The 19,992-nt window shown below is 67.0% G+C and carries 15 protein-coding genes; 10 read left to right on the plus strand and 5 right to left on the minus strand.

Features of this window, described 5'->3' with window-relative positions; all coding sequences use genetic code 11:
- Positions 1-14: 14 nt before the first annotated feature.
- Positions 15-407: a hypothetical protein gene (locus AC2IR1_RS11575; RefSeq protein WP_486472120.1), complete on the minus strand. Its 393-nt coding sequence runs from the start codon at positions 405-407 to the stop codon at positions 15-17.
- Positions 408-670: 263 nt separating this feature from the next.
- On the opposite strand from AC2IR1_RS11575, the gene AC2IR1_RS11580 reads away from it, so the two are divergent.
- From AC2IR1_RS11580 to AC2IR1_RS11600, 5 genes are all read left to right on the plus strand, one after another.
- Complete coding sequence (locus AC2IR1_RS11580) at positions 671-823, plus strand: hypothetical protein (RefSeq protein WP_486472121.1); 153 nt, start codon at positions 671-673, stop codon at positions 821-823.
- A 164-nt stretch (positions 824-987) separates the two neighbouring features.
- The gene (locus AC2IR1_RS11585) at positions 988-1,317 is read left to right on the plus strand and encodes a sarcosine oxidase subunit delta (protein WP_486472122.1); all 330 of its coding nucleotides are present in this window, start codon (positions 988-990) and stop codon (positions 1,315-1,317) included.
- 37 nt (positions 1,318-1,354) lie between these two features.
- Positions 1,355-4,369: a sarcosine oxidase subunit alpha family protein gene (locus tag AC2IR1_RS11590; RefSeq protein WP_486472123.1), complete on the plus strand. Its 3,015-nt coding sequence runs from the start codon at positions 1,355-1,357 to the stop codon at positions 4,367-4,369.
- Positions 4,362-4,952 (plus strand): sarcosine oxidase subunit gamma, encoded by a 591-nt coding sequence (locus tag AC2IR1_RS11595; protein ID WP_486472124.1) that lies wholly within the window; start codon positions 4,362-4,364, stop codon positions 4,950-4,952. Before AC2IR1_RS11590 ends, AC2IR1_RS11595 begins: the two co-directional genes overlap by 8 nt.
- Before the next feature lie 228 nt (positions 4,953-5,180).
- Positions 5,181-5,780 carry a superoxide dismutase gene (locus tag AC2IR1_RS11600; protein WP_486472125.1) on the plus strand — a complete coding sequence of 200 codons (600 nt, stop codon included), beginning with the start codon at positions 5,181-5,183 and terminating at the stop codon, positions 5,778-5,780.
- 127 nt (positions 5,781-5,907) lie between these two features.
- On the opposite strand, the gene AC2IR1_RS11605 is transcribed toward AC2IR1_RS11600, so the two are convergent.
- Entirely contained in the window at positions 5,908-6,468 is a 561-nt protein-coding gene (locus AC2IR1_RS11605) for an LOG family protein (protein ID WP_486472126.1), read from the minus strand.
- Between the two features lie 111 nt (positions 6,469-6,579).
- On the opposite strand from AC2IR1_RS11605, the gene AC2IR1_RS11610 reads away from it, so the two are divergent.
- Positions 6,580-7,962 carry a LysM peptidoglycan-binding domain-containing protein gene (locus AC2IR1_RS11610; RefSeq protein WP_486472127.1) on the plus strand — a complete coding sequence of 461 codons (1,383 nt, stop codon included), beginning with the start codon at positions 6,580-6,582 and terminating at the stop codon, positions 7,960-7,962.
- Between the two features lie 4 nt (positions 7,963-7,966).
- Here the strand turns inward: AC2IR1_RS11610 and AC2IR1_RS11615 are convergent, their stop codons facing one another.
- On the minus strand, positions 7,967-8,398 hold the full coding sequence (locus tag AC2IR1_RS11615; RefSeq protein WP_486472128.1) for an ArsR/SmtB family transcription factor: 432 nt from the start codon (positions 8,396-8,398) through the stop codon (positions 7,967-7,969).
- Between the two features lie 146 nt (positions 8,399-8,544).
- On the opposite strand from AC2IR1_RS11615, the gene AC2IR1_RS11620 reads away from it, so the two are divergent.
- Positions 8,545-10,362, plus strand: coding sequence for an ABCB family ABC transporter ATP-binding protein/permease (locus tag AC2IR1_RS11620; protein ID WP_486472129.1), 1,818 nt, complete (start codon positions 8,545-8,547; stop codon positions 10,360-10,362).
- Between the two features lie 271 nt (positions 10,363-10,633).
- On the opposite strand, the gene AC2IR1_RS11625 is transcribed toward AC2IR1_RS11620, so the two are convergent.
- Together AC2IR1_RS11625 and AC2IR1_RS11630 are read right to left on the minus strand one after the other, a co-directional pair.
- Entirely contained in the window at positions 10,634-14,272 is a 3,639-nt protein-coding gene (locus tag AC2IR1_RS11625) for an efflux RND transporter permease subunit (RefSeq protein ID WP_486472130.1), read from the minus strand.
- Positions 14,269-15,612: an efflux RND transporter periplasmic adaptor subunit gene (locus AC2IR1_RS11630; protein WP_486472131.1), complete on the minus strand. Its 1,344-nt coding sequence runs from the start codon at positions 15,610-15,612 to the stop codon at positions 14,269-14,271. The genes AC2IR1_RS11625 and AC2IR1_RS11630 overlap by 4 nt, the downstream gene beginning before the upstream one ends.
- Before the next feature lie 379 nt (positions 15,613-15,991).
- Here AC2IR1_RS11630 and AC2IR1_RS11635 point away from each other — a divergent pair, with 379 nt between their 5' ends.
- The 3 genes from AC2IR1_RS11635 to der all read left to right on the plus strand — a co-directional run bounded on the left by AC2IR1_RS11635 (position 15,992) and on the right by der (position 19,881).
- Positions 15,992-16,642 (plus strand): hypothetical protein, encoded by a 651-nt coding sequence (locus AC2IR1_RS11635; protein ID WP_486472132.1) that lies wholly within the window; start codon positions 15,992-15,994, stop codon positions 16,640-16,642.
- A gap of 124 nt (positions 16,643-16,766) precedes the next feature.
- On the plus strand, positions 16,767-18,161 hold the full coding sequence (locus AC2IR1_RS11640) for a PQQ-like beta-propeller repeat protein (protein WP_486472133.1): 1,395 nt from the start codon (positions 16,767-16,769) through the stop codon (positions 18,159-18,161).
- A gap of 163 nt (positions 18,162-18,324) precedes the next feature.
- Positions 18,325-19,881 (plus strand): ribosome biogenesis GTPase Der, encoded by a 1,557-nt coding sequence (gene der, locus AC2IR1_RS11645; RefSeq protein ID WP_486472134.1) that lies wholly within the window; start codon positions 18,325-18,327, stop codon positions 19,879-19,881.
- Positions 19,882-19,992: the final 111 nt, after the last annotated feature.

Genomic DNA, 19,992 nt, shown 5'->3' on the forward strand with positions numbered 1-19,992 from the left:
CGCCAGAGGGCGGCCTACTCCGCCGGCAGGGGCATCTGCTGACCGGGCAGGCGGGCGGCTTCGATCGCCTCCAGCGCGGCACGGCGGGTGTTCAGGGGCGCTCCGTGGGCAAGCCCCAGGGCGTTGGACAGGCGGTCCCCGTCGCAGCCTTCGGGACGGCGTGCCAGGCCGATGCCGTGGAAGCCCTCTCGCAGCGCGGCGGCGAAATCCGGCGTTGCAGTCAGCCGCGCCAGGTTCGCCATGTAGCCAAAACCGAGGGGGCGGAGCGCCTCTCCCGGGCGGGCACCCAGCAGCACGTAGAGGCCCGGCTCCTCGGGCAGGCCGTCGAGGTCGTCCAGCAGGGCGAAGCGCAGGCTTCGGATGCCGTTTTCGGCATCGAGGAGCGGGAATTCGATCAGGTCGGTCATGCTGCTCTTTCTCCGTCGCGTGTGGATTGTCCGCGCTGTGGTAGGGAAACGGTAACACAAAATGTAGTGGTCCTGTTAACGGCAACATGCCGCAGCTGGGATGATGACGGCCAAGCGCCCGATTCCACGGCAGAACTTTCCATCGATGGATTCGGCACCGTAGGGTTTGCCGGGGCTGCAGATCCGGACTTTGCCGCCGGTGGGAACCTGTTGCGTCTTGGGGGCGTTTCCTCCCCGAAGCACGCAAGAAGAAAGGGATCCACATGGCCGAGAAATCCGGAAACACAGGACTTGCCTTCATCCTTGGCGCTGTCGTCGTCGTTCTGGCGGGCGTCATCTGGTATGTTTCGACCGGCGGGCAACTGCCCGGCGCGGACGAGCCTGAAATCCAGATCGACCTTCCCGACGGCGGCTGATCGCCGCGTGGCCTCCGCTTTTGCGGTGGCCAAGACCTCTTGCGACCAGGCGCCCCGGGTGCCCGGTCCCCGTATCGCCGAAAGCCGGTCGCAGAATGCGGCCGGCTTTCTGTCGTGTTGTGCTGCCGGGGCCATGCCCCCGGTTCTGAGAGTTGGAGAGCGCGATGCTGCTGCTTGAATGCCCCTGCTGCGGCAGGACCGGCGAAGAGACCGAATTCCACTGTGGCGGCGAGGCCCATATCACGCGCGAAGGCCCCGGGGCCGATGATGCCGCCTTCGAGGCCTACATGTTCGAACGGGTGAACCCGAAGGGCGTGCATTTCGAACGCTGGCGCCACGTCCATGGCTGCGGCAAGTGGTTCCACGTTGCCCGCGACACTGTCACGCTGGAAGTCTTCGGGACCTATCCGGCCGATACCACCACACCTCCGGAAGAGCTGCTGGAGAAGATCCGGGCGAAACGCCCGGGCTTCAAATGGCGTGAAATCGCATGAGCCGGACCGAAATTTCGACTAAAGGAGCAGGGGCGCGATGAGCAGCAGGCTTGCACGGGGCGGTCGCCTGATCGACCGCGGCGCGATGCGCGAATTTACCTTCAACGGCAAGCGGATGAAGGGCGTGGAGGGCGATACGCTCGCCTCCGCCCTGCTGGCCAATGATCAGGTGATGATGGGGCGCAGCTTCAAGTATCACCGGCCGCGCGGCGTTGTTGCTGCGGGTGCGGAAGAGCCGAACGCCCTGATGGGGATCGGCACAGGTGGCCGGTTCGAACCCAACCAGCGCGCCACGACGCAGGAGCTGTTCGACGGGCTGGAGGCGGCGAGCCAGAACCACTGGCCGAGCCTGGAATTCGACGTGGGCGCCATCAACTCCAAGATGTCGCGGTTCTTCCCGGCAGGGTTCTATTACAAGACCTTCATCTGGCCGCGCAGCTTCTGGGAGAAGCTTTACGAACCCATCGTGCGGCAGGCCGCGGGCCTGGGCAAGGCGCCGACGGAGGCAGATTCCGACGGCTACGAACACCTTTACGCCTTCGCTGATGTCGTTGTCGTCGGCGGTGGTGTCGCCGGTCTGACCGCCGCCCTTGAGGCGGGCAAGGCAGGCGCCAAGGTGCTGCTGCTTGAGCAGACGGGCCATTGGGGCGGGCGTACGCCGGTGGACGGCGGGCAGGTCGATGGCCTGGATGCCGGGGCCTATGTCGAGAAGCTTGTTGCCGAATTGACCGCGATGCCCAATGTCACCATGCGCCTGCGTTGCATGGGGTCCGGGGTTTACGACCATGGCTATGTCCTGGCCTATGAACGGCTGACGGATCACCTGAGCGACAAGTCCGGCCCGCGCCACCGCCTGTGGCGGATCCGTGCCGCGCAGGTCGTCGTGGCCGCCGGCGCGATCGAACGGCCGCTGTCCTTCGCGGGCAACGATCTGCCGGGCGTGATGCTGGCCGCAGCCGTGCGGGATTATGCGGTGAACTACGGCGTCGCGGCAGGCGACCGGATCGTCGTGGTGACCAACAACGACGATGCCTATCGGACCGCTCTGGCCATGAAGGCCGAGGGGCTGGAGGTTCCGGTGATCCTGGATGCGCGCGACGCGGGCGGCGGGGCGCTGGCGGAACAGGCGCGTGCAGCGGGGATCCGGGTCGAACCGGGGCGGGCCGTGGCCAAGGTGCTTGGCAGCAAGCGCGTGACCGCGGTGGAAACCTGCGGCCAGGCGGGCAGCGGCACCACCATCGACACCATCCCCTGCGACGTGGTGGCCATGTCCGGCGGCTGGTCGCCTGCGGTGCACCTGTGGTCGCATTGCGGTGGCAAGCTCTACTGGGATGACACGCGCGCCATGTTCCGTCCCGATCCGGAAAAGGCCCCGACGGGCGCCGACGGCAAGGGCTTCGTCCTCTGCGCGGGCGCCGCGAACGGGGCGCTGCTCCTGTCGGAAACGCTGGAGGATGCTGCGAAGGCAGGCCGCGCGGCCGCCGTCGCCGCGGGTCATGCGGCGGTTGAAGGGCAGGGCGCAAGCGTCGAGGAAGTCAGTGAAATTCCGCTGGCACCCGTCTGGATAATGCCGGCGGGCGCGTCCTACGACAAGCGCTCCAAGGCCTGGCTCGACTTCCAGAACGACGTGAAGGTCAGCGACATCCAGCTGGCCGCGCAGGAAGGCTACGAGAGCGTCGAACACGCCAAGCGCTACACCACGCTCGGCATGGCGACGGACCAGGGGAAACTCAGCAACATCAACGGGCTGGCGATCCTTTCTGATGCTTTGAACGAAGCGATCCCGCAGGTGGGGACCACCACCTTCCGGCCGCCCTATACGCCGATCTCGATGGGCGCCATTGCGGGCCAGGGCCGGGGTGAGACCTTCCAGCCGCTGCGCCGCACCCCTATCCACGCTTGGCACGAAGCCAACGGTGTGCAGTGGGAACCTGTCGGCCACTGGCGCCGTCCCTTCTGCTTCCCGAAGGCGGGCGAAAGCACCCATGACGCGGTGAATCGCGAGGTGCTGACGGTGCGCGAAAAGGTCGGTCTGCTGGATGCCTCGACCCTCGGCAAGATCATCGTGAAGGGGCCGGACGCGGGCAAGTTCCTCGATCTGCTCTATACCAACATGATGTCGACGCTGAAGCCCGGCAGGTGCCGCTACGGCCTGATGTGCAACGAGAACGGTTTCCTGATCGACGACGGCGTTGTCGCCCGCATCGACGAGAACACCTTCCTGTGCCACACCACCACCGGCGGCGCCGACAGTATCCATGCCCATATGGAAGAATGGCTGCAGACCGAATGGTGGGACCTGAAGGTCCATGTCGCCAACGTGACCGAGCAATACGGCCAGATCGCCGTCGTCGGTCCCATGGCGCGGCAGCTTCTGGAAGTGCTGGGCACGCCGGAGATCAGCAAGGAAGAGCTGCCCTTCATGGCCTGGGCGGACCGGGTCGTGGGCGGCATCCCGGTGCGGATCTACCGCATCAGCTTCTCGGGCGAGCTGTCCTACGAATTGTCGGTGCCGGCCGGGCAGGCTCTGGCGCTTTGGGAAGCGCTGGTGGAAGCAGGTCACGGCTTCGGCGTGGCGCCTTATGGCACCGAAGCGCTGCATATCCTGCGCGCCGAGAAGGGCTTCATCATGATCGGGGATGAGACCGACGGGACGGTGATCCCGCAGGACCTGAACATGGACTGGGCCATCTCGAAGAAGAAGGAAGACTACATCGGCAAGCGGGGCCAGGCGCGCAAGCATCTGGCGCTGAACCCGGATCGCTGGAAACTGGTCGGCCTGCAGGCGCCGGACGGGACGGTGCTGGACGACGGCGCCTACATCCTGGACGAGGGCCAGAACGACAAGGATCAGCGCAACATGCAGGGCCGCGTCACCTCGACCTACTGGTCGCCCACGCTGAAGACGGGCATCGCCATGGGCCTGCTGAAGGGCGGCATGGCCCGCGCGGGCGAGACGGTGCAGGTGACGACACTGGAAGGCGAACCGGTCTCGGCCGTGGTCGTCGACCCGGTCTTCTACGACAAGGACGGAGAAAAGCAGAATGTCTGAGTTCACGGGACCCGCGCCGGTTCAGGCGCTTGGCGGCGCGGCCTTCGACGGCTACGTCCGCATCGCGGAAGAACCGGTCCGCGCCATGTTCACCCTGCGCGGCGATCTGGGCGACAAGGCATTGAAGGCCGCGGCCACCGGCGTGGCGGCGGTGGAGATGCCGGGCCAGGCGCAGATTTGCGTCGCGGGCGAACAGGCGATCGCCTGGATGTCTCCGGACGAGCTGCTGGTCACGACCCCCTGGGGGGAGCATGACGCGGCCCTGACAAAGGTCCAGGAAAAGCTGAGCGGCGCATTCCTGAACGTCACCGACGTGAGCCAGGCGCGCGCACTCTTCTCGGTTTCCGGCCCGGACGGGCTGGTGCGGGAAGTTGTGGCCAAGCTCATGCCCGTCGACCTGTCGCCCGAGGCCTTCCCGGTGGGCAGCCTGCGCCGTTCGCGGCTTGGCCAGGTCTCTGCCGCGGTGTGGTGCGTGGCGCCGGGCCGGTTGGAGATCGTCTGCTTCCGCTCGGTTGCGGATTATGCGTTCAACCTGCTGAAGGATGCCGCACGACCAGGGGCGGAGGTCGGGCTGTTCGCCTGATCTTTTCGCCTGTTTCCGGCATCTTGCGGGATGAAGTTGAAGGAGCGGGGCCGCGATCTGGCCCCGTTTCGCATTCTGGCGCCCCGAAAGGGCCGCCGACCTGGCATGGCACCCGGCCAAACATGCCGATGTGCAGCCCTGCACCGGGATAATCCCTTGACCTTCCCCCGCTTCGAGTAACATCTAGGCGCAGAAGGTAAAACCAAATCCAGGAAAGGGGGCCCTCCCATGGCTTTTGAACTTCCCGATCTTCCCTATGCCCACGACGCGCTCGAAGCGCTCGGCATGTCCAAGGAGACGCTGGAATTCCACCACGACATCCACCACAAGGCTTACGTCGACAATGGCAACAAGGCCATCGCCGGCACCGAGTGGGAAGGCAAGTCCGTCGAAGAGATCATCAAGGGCACCTATGACGCCTCTGCCGTCGCCCAGAACGGTATCTTCAACAACGCTTCGCAGTTCTGGAACCACAACCAGTTCTGGGAAATGATGGGCCCGGGTGAAACCGGCATGCCCGGCGAGCTGGAAAAGGCCTTGGTCGAAAGCTTCGGCTCGGTCGACGAGTTCAAGTCCCAGTTCTCTGCCGCAGGTGCAGGTCAGTTCGGCTCCGGCTGGTGCTGGCTGGTGAAGGACACCGACGGCGCGCTGAAGGTCACCAAGACCGAGAACGGCGTGAACCCGCTGTGCTTCGGCCAGACCGCGCTGCTGGGCTGCGACGTGTGGGAACACTCCTACTACATCGACTTCCGCAACAAGCGTCCCGCCTACCTGACCAACTTCCTCGAGAAGCTGGTCAACTGGGAAAACGTCGCTTCGCGCATGTAATCCCTGAAAACGGCGCGGTCCTTTCCCGGCCGCACCGCTCAGTCGGTCCCCCGTTCCGGTCTCGGAGCGGGGGATTTTCTTTTGGGTCAGCCGGTTACAGCGCGAAGCTGTTGCAGGGCCTGCGGGGCTACTTCTCCTGTTCGAAGTGGCGGGAGAGGCTGTCGATTGCGCCTTCTGCATCTTCGACGACCCGGATCGACGACAGCATCGTGGTGTCGGCGAAACCCTGCGCGGCCATTTTCTCCAGCATGGAAATCAGCGGGTCCCAGTAGCCCTGGACGTTCATCAGGACGATCGGCTTCTGATGCAGGCCCAGCTGGCGCCAGGTGAGCACTTCGAAAAATTCGTCCAGCGTGCCGGCGCCGCCGGGCAGGACGACGGTGGCGTCGGAGTTCATGAACATGACCTTCTTGCGCTCATGCATCGTCTGGGTGACGACGAAGCGGGTCAGGTCGGTGCGCCCGACCTCTACCTGCAGGAGATGGGCGGGGATCACCCCGAAGGCCTCCGCCCCGGCGGCGAGGGCGGTGCGGGCCACTTCGCCCATCAGGCCGACGTCCCCCGCGCCATAGACCAGGCGCCACCCCTGGGAGGCCAGCATGCGCCCCAACTGCCCTGCCTGGTGCAGATAGGCAGGCTCCAACCCCGGACGTGAGCCACAATAGACACAGATGGATGCTTTCGACATGTCGGGAACCTCCTGAGGGGTTTGTACTTTTGACCGGTGTTTTCGCTATTGTTATAAGTTTTGAACCTTCTCCAAAGGGTCAATAACAAGTCTTTTCCGGGGGGATTTGACGTGAAGACGGCGAAATTCGGCGGATATTCCGGCGTGGCGGCAGGTGCCGTGGTGGTGGCAGCGCTTGTCGGGCTGGCGATCTGGCAGGGCTGGATCGGACCCGCCCCGTCGGAGCCCGAGGCCGAAGCGCAGGCCCCCGCCACCGATCCCGCACAGGCGCCGTCCGATGATGCCGTGCCCGATGCGGTGGCAGCCCTGCCGCAGAACGAGGCCCCCGCCGAGGAAGAGGCGACGCCGACCGAAGAGGCCGTGGCCGAGCTTCCCCCGCCGCCCAGTTTCGATGTTGTCCGGGTTGAACCGGACGGAACCACGCTGATCGCGGGCAAGGCGGCGGCGGACTGGTCCGTTGCGGTGCTGGTGGATGGCGTTGAGCAGGGCAAGACCCTGGCCGGTGGCGACGGGCAGTTCGTGACCTTCCTGACCATCGGTGCCTCTGCCCAGGCGCGGGTGGTGACCCTGTTGATGACCGATCCCGCGGGAGAGACCGAGATCGCGTCGGAGGGGGAGGTTATCCTGGCCCCGACGCCGCAGGTCGTGGCGGAGGCCGATGCGCCCGAAGCGCCGGAGGCCCCGGGCGCTGCTGAGGCCCCCGAAGCCGGGACGCAGCTGGCACAGGCGCCCGAAGGCGCGGCGCCCGCCGCTCCGACCGGTGATGACATGGTGGCAGAGGCGCCCGAGGGCCCCGTGACACCCGCCACCCCCGAGGCCACTGCCGACATGACACAGGACATGGCGCAGGCACCTGCGCCGGAAGCCTCTCCGGCGGTGCCGGGGGCGACCCTGGCTGCCGATGACGCCACCCCGGGCACCACGCCCGGCGCGCCGGACGAGGCCGATGCGGCGCAGACCGCCCCGACGGTCCTTTTGTCGGATGCCAGCGGCGTGCGCGTCTTGCAGAACGGAAACGCCCCTGCCAGCTCGGGGACAATCGCCCTCGATTCAATCTCTTACAACGCGGCCGGAGATGTCGTCCTGTCTGGCCGCGGCACGCCCGGCAGCTTTGTCCGGGTCTACCTGAACGAGGTTGCCCGTGTCGAAGGCCAGGTGGCCGAAGGCGGCGATTGGCAGAGCGAGCTGCCGGATGTGGAGAGCGGGATCTACCGCCTGCGGGTGGATGAGCTGGCCGAGGATGGCAGCGTGCGCAGCCGGGTGGAGACGCCCTTCAGCCGGGCCGCAAGCGAGGAAGTGGCCACGGCTTCGGCCGACAGTCCCGTGACGCGGGTGACGGTGCAGCCAGGCAATACGCTTTGGGCGATTGCGCGGGATCGCTATGGTGAGGGCGTGCTTTACGTGCGGGTTTTCGAGGCCAACCGCGACCTGATCCGCGATCCGGACCTGATTTACCCGGGCCAGGTCTTCACCGTGCCCTCGCCGCAGGAATAGCGGTTCAGCCGGCTTCGGGCAGGGTCAGCGCGTGCCCATGCTCCTGCGCGCCGCCGTCGCGGGCACGGCAGCAGGCGCGGACTTCCGGATCGCCCTGGCAGCAATCATCCAGCAGGTAGTGGATCAGCCCGCCCATGGCGGTGCGGTCCAGGCGGTAGAGAACCTGGCGCCCACGCCGTTCGGCGGCGACCAGGCCAGCCTGTTCCAGGATGTTGAGGTGAAACGACAATCTGGACGCAGAGGCCGCAACATGGCGGGCGATTTCGCCGGCAGGCAGGCCCTTGGCCGGGGTGTCGCCATCGCCGTCCGGCTGCATCGTCGCGGAAAGGGCGCAGGTGCCGCCATGGCCAGCGCTGACCAGAAGCCGCACGATCTGCAGCCGGGTTTCGTTTGCCAGGGCAGAGAGAGCGCCGAGGGCGCGGTCCTGTTCCATCATCGTCCTGCCTTCCTGGCCCGGGTGGCGTCAGCGATCGCGCGGGACCCGGTTCATTTCAATTACTCATGAAGTGTTGAACTATCCCTGCAATAGGGTATATGGAGCCGCCGGGCAAGCCCAAGTCCGCCAGCCGCCGGAGACAGACCATGATGAATCGCACCACCACGAACACGGACCTTCCGGACAATGCGGGCCGGATCCTGCTGCGGGTGGCGCCCTATCTGTGGCCCAGGGAGCATGCCTGGGTGAAGCGCCGCGTGGTGGCGGCGCTGGTGGTGCTGGTCATTGCCAAGCTGGTCACGGTGGGCACGCCCTTCCTTTACAAGGCTGCGGTGGATGCGCTTGCGGGCGAGGGTGACAGCGCCGCCTGGCTTCTGGCCTATGGCGCGGTCGGCCTGACCGTTGCCTATGGCGTGGCGCGCGCCGGGGCGGTTGGCTTCCAACAGCTGCGCGACGTGATCTTTTCCCGGGTCGGACAGCGCGCCCTGCGGCAGCTGGCGCTTGAAACCTTTACCCATATTCACCGCCTTTCGATGCGCTATCACCTGACGCGCAAGACCGGCGGCCTGTCCCGCATCATCGAACGGGGCGTGAAGGGCGTGGAATTCCTGCTGCGGTTCATGATCTTTTCCATCGGGCCGCTGATCCTGGAACTGCTGATGGTTTCGGTGGTCCTGGCCGTTGTCTTCGACCTGTCTTACGTTCTGGTGATCGCGGTGGTCATCGGCCTTTACACCCTGTTCACCTTCAAGGTGACGGAGTGGCGGGTCAGCCTGCGGCGGGAAATGAACCAGCAGGACACCGACGCCAACCAGAAGGCGATCGACAGCCTGCTGAACTTCGAGACGGTGAAGTATTTCGGCGCCGAGGCGCGGGAGGCACGGCGCTATGACCATGCCATGTCCCGCTACGAGACTGCGGCGGTCAAGACCCAGAATTCGCTGGCCTTTCTGAACTTCGGGCAAAGCGTGCTGATCACGGCGGGCCTGGTCATCGTCATGGTGATGGCAGCCGTGGGCGTGGAGCAGGGCCGGCTGACCGTGGGCGATTTCGTCATGGTCAACGCATACATCATCCAGATTTCCATGCCGCTGAACATGCTGGGCACGGTCTATCGCGAGATCCGGCAGAGCCTGGTCGACATGGGCGAGATGTTCCACCTGCTGGATCAGCCGGCAGAGGTGCAGGACAAGCCCGGCGCCCCGGCGCTGCAGGTCACGGGGGGCGAGGTCGTGCTGGACGATGTCCGCTTTGCCTATGATCCCGACCGGCAGATCCTGAAGGGCGTGAGCCTGCGGGTGGCCCCGGGGGAGAAGGTGGCGCTTGTCGGTTCGTCCGGGTCGGGCAAGTCGACCATCGGGCGGCTGCTGTTCCGGTTCTACGACGTGACGGGCGGGGCTATCCGGATCGACGGGCAGGACCTGCGCGAGGTGACCCAGGACAGCCTGCACGAGGCCATTGGCGTGGTGCCCCAGGATACGGTTCTGTTCAACGATACAGTGGGTTACAACATCGCCTACGGTCGCGATGGTGCCGGCCCCGAAGAGATCGTGCAGGCCGCCAAGGCCGCCCAGATTCACGATTTCATCATGTCCCTGCCGGAGGGATACGAGACCAAGGTCGGCGAACGCGGGCTGAAGCTTTCGGGCGGTGAAAAGCAGCGGGTGGGCATCGCGCGCACCCTGCTGAAGAACCCGCCGGTGCTGCTGCTGGACGAGGCGACGAGCGCGCTGGACACCGACACCGAGCGGGAGATCCAGGCGGCGCTGAACCGCGCAGGCGAGGGGCGCACGGTGCTGGTGATCGCGCACCGCCTGTCCACTATCGCGGACGCGGATCGCATCGTGGTGCTGGAAAAGGGCGAGGTCGTGGAGGAGGGCAGCCACGCGGAGCTGCTGGCCCGCCACGGCCGTTATGCCGCCCTCTGGGCGCGGCAGTCGGCAGAGAACGACGAGGCCGCCTGAGGCCATCTCCTAACGAAATCTTGCGGCACCGTGTCCAACGTCGGTACTGCAGCGCAGCGACTCGGCGCCCCGGACCCTGGTTAACAAGGGTTTCGGGGCGTTTTTGCAACGTCGGTATCACGTCGGTATTGCGTCGGTATTGCGGCAGTGCAGAGAGGGCGGGAGGGCCCGGGTTAACGGCGCGCGCGGTGGGGGCGGTTGGTAATGGTGGATTGGGGGCGGTTGGTAATGGTGGATTGGCATCCACCCTACGGGCGACGCGGCGGGGGCTTTACTCAGCCGCGTTGCGGGGTGGGCTGTCGCTTTCGTCGCTGTCTTCGGGCACCTCGACAGGGGCAGGCGGTTCCGCGGGGTGCGGGGCGGCGGTGGCCAGCGGGGGTTCGAGCGGCCAGAGGATTTCCGGCGCGCGCATCCGGCGGGCGGCGCGGCGCAGGGCCCAGTCACGGCCCGCGCGGCTGGCGGAGCCGAGGGAGAGCCGGGCCAGCAGGCGGAAGAACCCGTTGGCATAGGTGCCGAACCAGACCCGGAGGGCCAGCATCGAGGGGGTGAAGACGAGTGTCAGCACCGTGGCGATGCCCAGGCCGAAGACCACCGCCGTGGCGAGCTGTTTCCACCAGAGCGCCGTCGGGCTGTCGATGGAATAGCCGCCGCCCCAGAAGTCGAGCGAGAGGCCCAGCATCATCGGCGCGAGACCTGCCATGGTGGTCACCGTGGTCAGGATGACGGGGCGGATGCGGTCCTCTGCCGTGCGGATGATCGCCTCGATCCGGGGCATGTAGCCGGAGTATTCCTGGTAGGTGTCGATCAGCACGATGTTGTTGTTCACCACGATGCCCGCCAGGGCGACGATGCCGGTGCCGGTCATGATGATGGAGAACGACTGATCCATCACCAGCATGCCGATGAGCACGCCCGCGGTGGATAGCACGACCGCCACCAGCACCAGCAGGGCGTTGTAGAAGGAATTGAACTGCGCCAGCAGGATGATGAACATCAGCGCCAGCGCGGCGGAGAAGGCGGACATGAGGAAGGTGGCGGATTCCTCCTGGTCTTCCTGGTCGCCGGTCCATTCGGTGGTGACCGAGGCGGGCAGCGTGCCGTCGGCGCGCGCGGTGTCGAGCCATTCGGTCAGCACCTCGATGCGTTCCGAGGGGGTCATGGGCACGCGGATCGCCTGGCCCGTGCGCGGATCGGTGCCGTCGGTCATCTGGCCCGGCGCCACGCCCGCCTTGACGTCGAAGTAGCGTTTCTGATCCACCCGCTTGATCTGCGCCAGCTTTTCGACGGGCGTGCGGGTGATGAAGTTGCTGAGCGGCACGAGGCCCTGGGCCGTGCGCACCTTGAGCGTGTCGAGGGTGGCCAGGACGCGGTCCTCTTCCGGCAGGCGGACGCGGATCGGGATTTCCTCATCCGAGGTATCGACCGGCATGGTGTCCAGTTCGAGGCCCTGGGTGATCAGCTGCACCATGGCGCCGACGGTGGCGACATTGGCGCCGTAGCGGCCGGCCTTTTCGACATCCACGTCGATCTGCCAGTCGATGCCGGGCAGGGGCAGGGTGTCTTCGATCAGGGTGAGGCCGGGGGTTTCATCGAAGCGGGCGCGGGCGGTGCGGGTGGCGGCCAGCAGCTCTTCCCAGTTGTCGCCCTTCAGCCGCAGGTGCACGGGCTTGGCGGAGGCGGGTCCCATGTTGGCGGAGAGGATTTCCGTCTTGATGCCCGGCACGCGGGAGGTGGCCTCTGTCAGGTCGGCGATCACCAGGTCGCCGTCAAGTTCGGGCCGGTCGCGGCGGTCTTCCCAGGGGACGATTTCCAGCTGGATCTGGCCGATGGTGTCGAGCGGCGGTTCGGCGCCGCCGGTGTTGGTTGACAGGCCGCCGTCGCCGGCGAAGGCGAAGGCGTTCAGGACGCCGGGGTGATCCAGGACGATCGCTTCGACCTGGCGCACCAGGCTGTCCTTCTGGGCGAGGGAGAGGTTGCCGCGGGCGCGGACGTAGACGATAGCCTGTTCCGGTTCGCTTTCGGTGAAGAATTCGGTGCCGTTGTTGTTGGCGCCGTAGAAGCCGAAGACGGCAATGACGAAGCCGATCACGGCACCTGCGGTGACCAGGGGCATGACGGGGTTGGCGGTCAGCAGCCAGATCACCCGGCCGAAGATCGTCCGGCGGTGCCCGGCGCGGATGCGGGGGCGGCGCAGGGTGACGCGGGCCGCGCCCAGGGTGACGGAGGCGGCGAAGGCCGACAGCAGGAAGAGCACGATCCCCGGCAGGGCGGCGGCCGGGCCGGGCAGGGGCGCCTGGCCGAAGAAGCCGGGGTTCACCACCAGCATGGCGCCCAGGTACATCCCCAGGAGGGAGGGCGGCACGAGGAGCGCGCGGACCCACCAGGGGAAATGCGCCCGCAGCCAGTCCGATCCGCGGGTGAAGCTGCGGGAGATGCGCCCGGTGACCCCGCCCATCACCGGCAGGTAGATCAGCGCCACCACGAGGCTGGCCGCCAGCACGAAGATCAGCGTCACCGGCAGCATGCCCATGAACTGCCCCGGCACACCGGGCCAGAAGAGCATGGGCAGGAAGGCGCAGAGCGTCGTCGCGGTGGAGGAGACGACGGGCCAGAACATGCGCTTGGCGGCCTCGACATAGGCGTGCATCGGGCCTGCGCCTTCGGAGATCCGCTTGTCGGCGTATTCCACCACCACGATCGCCCCGTCGACCAGCATGCCGACGGCCAGGATCAGGCCGAACATGACGATGTTGGAAATGGTGATGTCCATCAGCCCCAGAAGGACGAAGCAGAGCAGGAAGGAGGTGGGGATGGCAAAGCCCACGAGGATGGCGGGGCGCGGGCCGAGGGCCGCCAGCACGACGATCATCACCAGGGCGATGGCCGTCAGGACCGAGCCTTCGAGCTGATCCACCATGGAGCCCACGACGCGGCTCTGGTCATTGGAGGTGCCGACCTTGACCGCTGCCTTCAGCTCGGGCGGCCAGTCCGCGGCGGCCTCTGCCACCACGCGCTTCACCTCCTCGGCGGTGTCGATGATGTTGAAGCCCTTCCGCTTCACCACCTGCAGGGCGATGGTGTTTTCACCGTTGAAGCGCGCCGTGCCTTCGCGGTCCTCGAAGGTCATGCGGATGGTGGCCAGTTCGCCCAACGTCACCACGCGGTCGCCGTTGAGTTTCACCGGCAGGGCGTAGATGTCGCGGACATCTTCGAAGGAGCCCGGGATCTTGACCGCGAAGGTGCCGCTTTCGCCCTGCACCTCTCCCGCGGCGATCAGCTGGTTGTTGTTCTGGACGACCGAGATCAGCTCATCCGCGGTGACGTTGTAGCTTTCGAGGCGGAGCGGGTCGATCAGCACCTCGACCATCTCGTCACGCTTGCCGGCGATGCCCGCCTCCAGCACGGCGTCGATGCCTTCGACCTGTTCCTGCAGGTCTTCGGCCACGCGGGCCATGGTGCGTTCGGGCACGTCGCCCGTCAGGTTGACGATGATGATGGGGAATTCGGAGAAGTTGATTTCATTGACGGAATAGCTGTCGGCCCCATCGGGGAACTTGGCCTCTGCCTTGCCCATGGCATCGCGGACCTCGGCCATGGTTTCGGTCTTGTCCCAGCCGAATTCGAATTCCAGCGCGATACCGGCGTAGCCTTCGGCGGCGGTGGCTGTCATCTTTTCCAGGCCGTCGAGGTCCTGAAGCTCCGTCTCCATCGGTTTGACCAGCAGGGTCTCGCTGTCCTCGGCGGAGATGCCGGGGAAGGGGACGGAGACGAAGAGCGCCGGGATCTCGATGTCCGGTTCGCCCTCCTTCGGGAGGGAGACATAGGCAAAGCCCCCCGCCAGCAGCGACAGCGCGATGAAGGCGAGGATCATCCGGGCGCGCGCGGCGGCCCAGTCGATGACGGAGGTCATTGGGTGGCCTCTTCTGCCGTCTTGAAGCTGGGGATCACGGGCACGCCTGCGACGACGTATTCCTGCCCGATGGTGATGATGTCGGCGGTCTCCGGCAAGCCGGTGAGCCAGATGCCCTTCACCTCGTCCCGCAGGACGTCGACGGGGGCGAATTCGGCCAGGTTGCCCTCGCCCACCAGGCGCACGCCCAGGGTGCCTTCGTCGTTCAGGGTCAGGGCCGATTGGGGCAGGAAATGCGCCAGGACCCCATCGGCGGAGATGGCGATGGAGGCGGTCTGCCCTTCGCGGATCGACAGATCGGGATTGGGCACCGAGATTTCCACCTTGAAGGTGCGGGTGGTCGTATCGGCGGAGCGCGACAGGAAGGTGACCTGGCCGATCAGTTCCCGCCCCGAGGCGGTGAGGCGGGCGCCGGCGGTAGCGCCGAGGATGACACGTTCGACCTCCGTTTCCGGCAGGTAGCCGGTGAGGCGGATCGGATCGAGGGCGATCAGCGTGGCGCATTGCCCGCCGATGGAGAGGTAGGAGCCGAGCTCTGCCGTGTCATCTTCGAGGATCCCGGCGAAGGGCGCGTGGATCGAGAGGTTCTCGATCTCCTTTTCGGCGGAGGCGATGGCGGCCTGGGCGGCCTGGATCGCGGCGGCGGTGCTTTTCAGCCCGGCCTGGGCCGCGGCGACGCCTGCCTCGGCCGAGCGGACGGTGGCGCGGCGGGAAGCCAGCGTGGTGGTGGAGGCAAAGCCCCCCTCGGAAAGCTTTTCCGCCGCCGTCAGGTTGATCTGCGCCTCTTCAAGCACGGCTTCCGCCTCTGCCAGGGTGGCGGCGGCGGTCGGTTCGGAGGCCTGTGCCTCCGCCAGGACGGCGCGGGCTTCGAGCAGGGCTGTTTCGCGGGTACCGGGATCGAGCTGGCACAGAAGCTGCCCCGCTTCGACAAGCGAGCCCTTGGGGAGCGGCGCGGACATGACGGTGGAGGCGGTTTCCGACAGCAATGTGACCGAACGTGCGGCCTCTGTCTGGCCGCGCAGGAGGACGGCGGAATTCACCTGCTGGGCGGTGGAGTGGAGGGCCACGACACGGACGGCGCCAGGGGTGTCTTCGGGTTCGGGTGAGTTGTCGTCCACAACTTCTGCGGGAGCCTCACCATCTTCGCCCTCGGGCGTTTCCTCGATCAGGCCGAGGCGCATCTTGACCGCGTCCGAGGGCTCTGCCTCGTCCCGGGCGACGGCAAGGGCCTGTCCAAAGCCTTCTCCGCTGGCGAATGTGACCAGTGCGGGGCGTTCGATCAGCACGAGGTAGAGGAGGGCGACCACGAGGATGGCCGAGACAAATGGAATGAAACGCATGGGCTCCTCCCGCAGTTCCGCTCAAATCGTCTTCGACTTAGGGTTGCGGCGGAGGTCTGCCAACCCCTGTCGGGGAATCCGCCGTCAGCTTGGGCCAGACGCCGCGTTGCAGCAACACATTTCCGCGAGGCCCGGGGTGCCTGGCACGGGTTCGGCGGGCGGGGCGGCCGGTTTCGGGGCGGGCTGCGCGAAGGGCGGGCAGGCATGCCGTTGCATGCGGTGGAAAGAGCGGGATCCGAGGGGGCGCGGCGTGTCGTGCCGTCTGCCGGTGGGCAGGCCGTGGGCCGGGTGTGGGTGGCTCGGCGGCTCTGCGCCAATGCCGCCCTTGGCACGCCTGAGGTGACGGGGTAAGAGGGGCCAAATGCCGAAGGGGACAGCCGTGAGCGACGCCGACAGTTTCATCGATGAAGTCAACGACGAGGTCCGCCGCGACCGTCTGTTCGCGCTGATCAAGCGCTACGGCTGGATTGCCGTGGTGCTGGTCCTGCTGATCGTGGGGGGCGCGGCCTGGAACGAATGGACCAAGGCCAAGGAGCGCGCCCAGGCAGAGGCCTTTGGCGATGCACTGCTGGATGCGCTGGACGAAGACGGATCGGATGCACGGATCGCGGCGCTGCAGGCGGTGGATGCGGAGACGGCGGACCAGCAGGCGCTGGTGGCCTTCCTTGCCTCTTCCGAGGCTGCGGCCGGGGCGGAGGATCCCGCACGGGCGGCCGCGGCGCTGGACGATCTGCCGGTGACGGGCTTCTACGCCGACATGGCCCGGTTCAAGCAGCTGCTGCTGCAGGCGGGCGACGTGCCCGCAGCAGAGCGGCGCGATGGCTTCGAAAGCCTGGCGGTGGCGGGCAACCCCCTGCGGCTGCTGGCGGAAGAGCAGGTGGCGCTGACCTATGTCGAGGAAGGCAACACCGAGGCCGCCCTGGACCAGCTGCAGCAGATCCTGACCGATGCGGAGGTGACGCAGGGCTTGCGTCAGCGGGCAAGTCAGTTGATTGTGGCCCTGGGCGGCGATCCGGCGACGGCAAGCTGAACCCGCGCGGCCCCGAGGGGCCGTGCATGACGGATTTTCCGGCGGGGCCAAGTGCCTAAGCCGGCAAGAAAAGCCGGAGCGGCCAAGCCGCCCGGACAAGGACAGGCAGAAGGTGACGCGCGGCATGGCGAAGCAGGGCAGCTCACTGCAGATGAATGGCGGACCGGCCCGGGGGGCAGGCACCGCGAAGGGGCGCGCCGCAAGGTTGCTGCCGCTGGGTCTGGCGACGGTTCTGGCGCTGTCGGCCTGTGCCGAGCGCGAGGTGAAGCTGATCGGCCCGCGGGAAGAGCTCCGCTCTGTGCTGAGCGAGCAGGTGCCGGGTGATATCCCGACCGTTCCGGAAAACCGCGCGGCGCCGATTTCGCTGCCTGCGGTCACGGCCAATGCAAGCTGGACCCAGGGTTCCGGGACGCCGGCGACGCGGGTATCGAACCCGGCGCTCGGCCCCGCACCCGTCCTGGCCTGGAGCGCCGATATCGGCGAGGGCAATGGCCGCAAGGTGCATATCACCTCCGATCCGGTTGTGGCCGATGGCCGCGTCTTCACCCTGGATGCCACCGGCCATGTCAGCGCCGTGTCGACCGCGGGCGCCCTGCTGTGGCAGGCCAGCCTGGTCCCGGCGCAGGACAAGGCGGGCGAGGCGTCCGGCGGGGGCATCGCCTATGGCGACGGCAAGCTTTTCGCGACCACCGGCTTTGGTGAGCTGACCGCGCTGGATCCGGCGACGGGCGGCGTGATCTGGACCCAGAAACTGCTGGCCTCGGCCACCGGTGCGCCGACGGTCTACGGCGACCTGGTCTATGTCACCGCGGGCGAGGATGAAGCCTGGGTGCTGGAGGCCAGGACCGGCCGGGTGAAATGGCAGATCTCCGGCACGCCGGACGTCAACAACTTTGCCGGCGCGCCGAGCCCGGCCCTGACCGACAAATACGCGATCTTCGGCTTCGGCTCCGGCGAGATCCGCGCGGCCTATCGCCAGGGTGGTCTTGGCGCCTGGTCGACCATCGTGTCGGGCCGCCGCCTGGGCTATGCCCGGTCCAACGTCGACGACATCACCGGCGATCCGGTGGTGGTGGGCGATACCGTCTACACCGGCAACCTGTCCGGCCGCATGGTGGCGCTGGACCTGGCCACCGGCACCCGCAAGTGGACCGCCGACGAAGGCCCGATGGGCCCGGCCTGGGTCGCGGGCGGATCCGTCTTCATCGTCACCGACAACAACGAGCTGGTCCGCCTGGACGCCGGCACGGGCGAACGGATCTGGGGCGTGAGCCTGCCCTTCTTCGAGGTGCGCAAGCCCCGCAAGCAGGAAGCCGTCTATGCCCATTACGGTCCGATCCTGGCCGGTGGCCGGCTGGTCATTGCCTCGTCGGATGGCAAGCTGCGCTTCTTCGATCCGGTCAGCGGTGCCGCTGCCGGGGAGGCGGAGCTGCCGGCGGGGGCCGCATCGGCGCCCGTCGTCGCCGGTGGCGTGCTTTACGTGCTGAACAAGAAGGGCCAGTTGCTGGCCTATCGTTGATCGCCGGGGCCGGGCCCGCGGCATTTGCCGGGCCGGGCCGAGGGCGACAGCTCTTTCCGGGCGCGGGGTCGCAGATCGCGGCTTTGCGCCCTTCGCCGTTGAAATCCTTTGCGGCCCCGGGTTTTCTGGGGTAAGCGGCGCATTCGCAACCCGAGGTTTCGTCATGTCCTTCACCCTGGCCATCGTGGGCCGCCCCAATGTCGGCAAGTCGACGCTGTTCAACCGCCTGGTCGGCAAGAAGCTGGCCCTGGTGGATGACCAGCCCGGCGTGACGCGCGACCTGCGCGAAGGTCCGGCGCGCCTGGGCGACCTGGATTTCACCGTGATCGACACGGCCGGCCTGGAAGATGCCACCGACGACAGCCTGCAGGGCCGCATGCGGCGCCTGACGGAGCGGGCGGTGGAAATGGCCGACATCTGCCTGTTCATGATCGACGCCCGCGTCGGCGTGACCGCGACGGATGAGCTGTTTGCAGAGATCCTGCGCAAGAAGGCCGACCACGTGATCCTGGCCGCCAACAAGGGCGAGGGCGCTGCCGCCGACGCCGGTGTGCTGGAAGCCTGGAACCTGGGCCTGGGGGAACCGCTGCGGATCTCTGCCGAGCATGGCGAGGGGATGGCGGATCTGTTCGGGGCCCTGCTGCCGCTGTCGGAACATTTCGCGGAACGCACCGCAGTGGCCGTCAGTGCCGCGCCCGAGATGGACGTTTCGGTGCCCGAGGGCGATGACGAGGAGGCCGATCTTGCCGCCGCCGAGGAAGCCTGGAAACCCAGCGAGCAGCGCCCGCTGCAGATCGCCGTGGTGGGCCGGCCGAACGCGGGCAAGTCCACGCTGATCAACAAGATCCTGGGTGAGGACCGCCTGCTGACGGGGCCGGAGGCCGGGATCACCCGGGATTCGATTTCCCTGCGCATCGACTGGCAGGGCACGCCGATCAAGATCTTCGACACCGCTGGCATGCGCAAGCGCGCCAAGGTGCAGGACAAGGTCGAGAAGCTGTCGGTGGCCGATGGCCTGCGGGCGGTGAAGTTCGCGGAAGTGGTGGTGGTTCTGCTCGACGCGGCCATTCCGTTTGAACAGCAGGACCTGCGCATTGCCGACCTCGCGGAGCGCGAGGGCCGCGCCGTGGTGGTGGCGGTCAACAAGTGGGACATCGAGGACGAGAAGCAGGAGAAGCTGAAGGCGCTGAAGGAATCCTTCGAACGTCTTCTGCCGCAGCTGCGCGGTGCGCCGCTGGTGACCGTTTCGGCCAAGACGGGGCGTGGGCTGGACCGATTGCATGGGGCCATCCTGGCCGCGCACCGGACCTGGAACCGCCGTGTCTCCACCGGGCGTCTGAACCGCTGGCTGACGGGCATGCTGGAGCAGCACCCGCCGCCCGCCCCGGGCGGTCGCCGGATCAAGCTGCGCTACATGACCCAGGCCAAGACCAGGCCGCCGGCCTTCGTGGTGATGTGCTCTCATCCCGACAAGATGCCCGACAGCTATTCGCGCTACCTGGTGAACGGGTTGCGTGCCGATTTCGACATGCCGGGGACGCCGATCCGACTGACCCTGCGCAGCCAGGGGGATCGCAACCCCTACAAGAGCAAGACGAAATCGACCCCGTCACGGCTGCGCAAGCACCTTGGCAAGGGCCGGGCGGACGAGAAGCCCAAGCCCAAGCGCGGCAGCCGCCCCACGGGTGGGCGGCCCCTGGGCAGGAAGCCGGTGAAATGAGGAAACGCCGCGGAGGGATCCGCGGCGTTTTTCTTTGCGGCTGAGGGGCGGGGAGGGATCGGGGCGATCGGGACGGTGGCCATCCTGCGGTCCCTCGTAGGGTGGATGAAA

Source organism: Pseudooceanicola sp. NS-SX8 (assembly GCF_057380755.1).

Excerpts from the sequence above, each read along its gene's own strand:
- AC2IR1_RS11600 (WP_486472125.1), top strand. The coding sequence starts at position 5,181 with ATGGCTTTTGAACTTCCCGATCTTCCCTATGCCCACGACGCGCTCGAA.
- AC2IR1_RS11625 (WP_486472130.1), bottom strand. The coding sequence starts at position 14,272 with ATGACCTCCGTCATCGACTGGGCCGCCGCGCGCGCCCGGATGATCCTC.
- AC2IR1_RS11640 (WP_486472133.1), top strand. The coding sequence starts at position 16,767 with ATGGCGAAGCAGGGCAGCTCACTGCAGATGAATGGCGGACCGGCCCGG.
- AC2IR1_RS11595 (WP_486472124.1), top strand. The coding sequence starts at position 4,362 with ATGTCTGAGTTCACGGGACCCGCGCCGGTTCAGGCGCTTGGCGGCGCG.
- AC2IR1_RS11585 (WP_486472122.1), top strand. The coding sequence starts at position 988 with ATGCTGCTGCTTGAATGCCCCTGCTGCGGCAGGACCGGCGAAGAGACC.
- AC2IR1_RS11575 (WP_486472120.1), bottom strand. The coding sequence starts at position 407 with ATGACCGACCTGATCGAATTCCCGCTCCTCGATGCCGAAAACGGCATC.
- AC2IR1_RS11590 (WP_486472123.1), top strand. The coding sequence starts at position 1,355 with ATGAGCAGCAGGCTTGCACGGGGCGGTCGCCTGATCGACCGCGGCGCG.
- AC2IR1_RS11580 (WP_486472121.1), top strand. The coding sequence starts at position 671 with ATGGCCGAGAAATCCGGAAACACAGGACTTGCCTTCATCCTTGGCGCT.
- AC2IR1_RS11620 (WP_486472129.1), top strand. The coding sequence starts at position 8,545 with ATGATGAATCGCACCACCACGAACACGGACCTTCCGGACAATGCGGGC.
- AC2IR1_RS11630 (WP_486472131.1), bottom strand. The coding sequence starts at position 15,612 with ATGCGTTTCATTCCATTTGTCTCGGCCATCCTCGTGGTCGCCCTCCTC.
- AC2IR1_RS11615 (WP_486472128.1), bottom strand. The coding sequence starts at position 8,398 with ATGATGGAACAGGACCGCGCCCTCGGCGCTCTCTCTGCCCTGGCAAAC.
- der (WP_486472134.1), top strand. The coding sequence starts at position 18,325 with ATGTCCTTCACCCTGGCCATCGTGGGCCGCCCCAATGTCGGCAAGTCG.
- AC2IR1_RS11605 (WP_486472126.1), bottom strand. The coding sequence starts at position 6,468 with ATGTCGAAAGCATCCATCTGTGTCTATTGTGGCTCACGTCCGGGGTTG.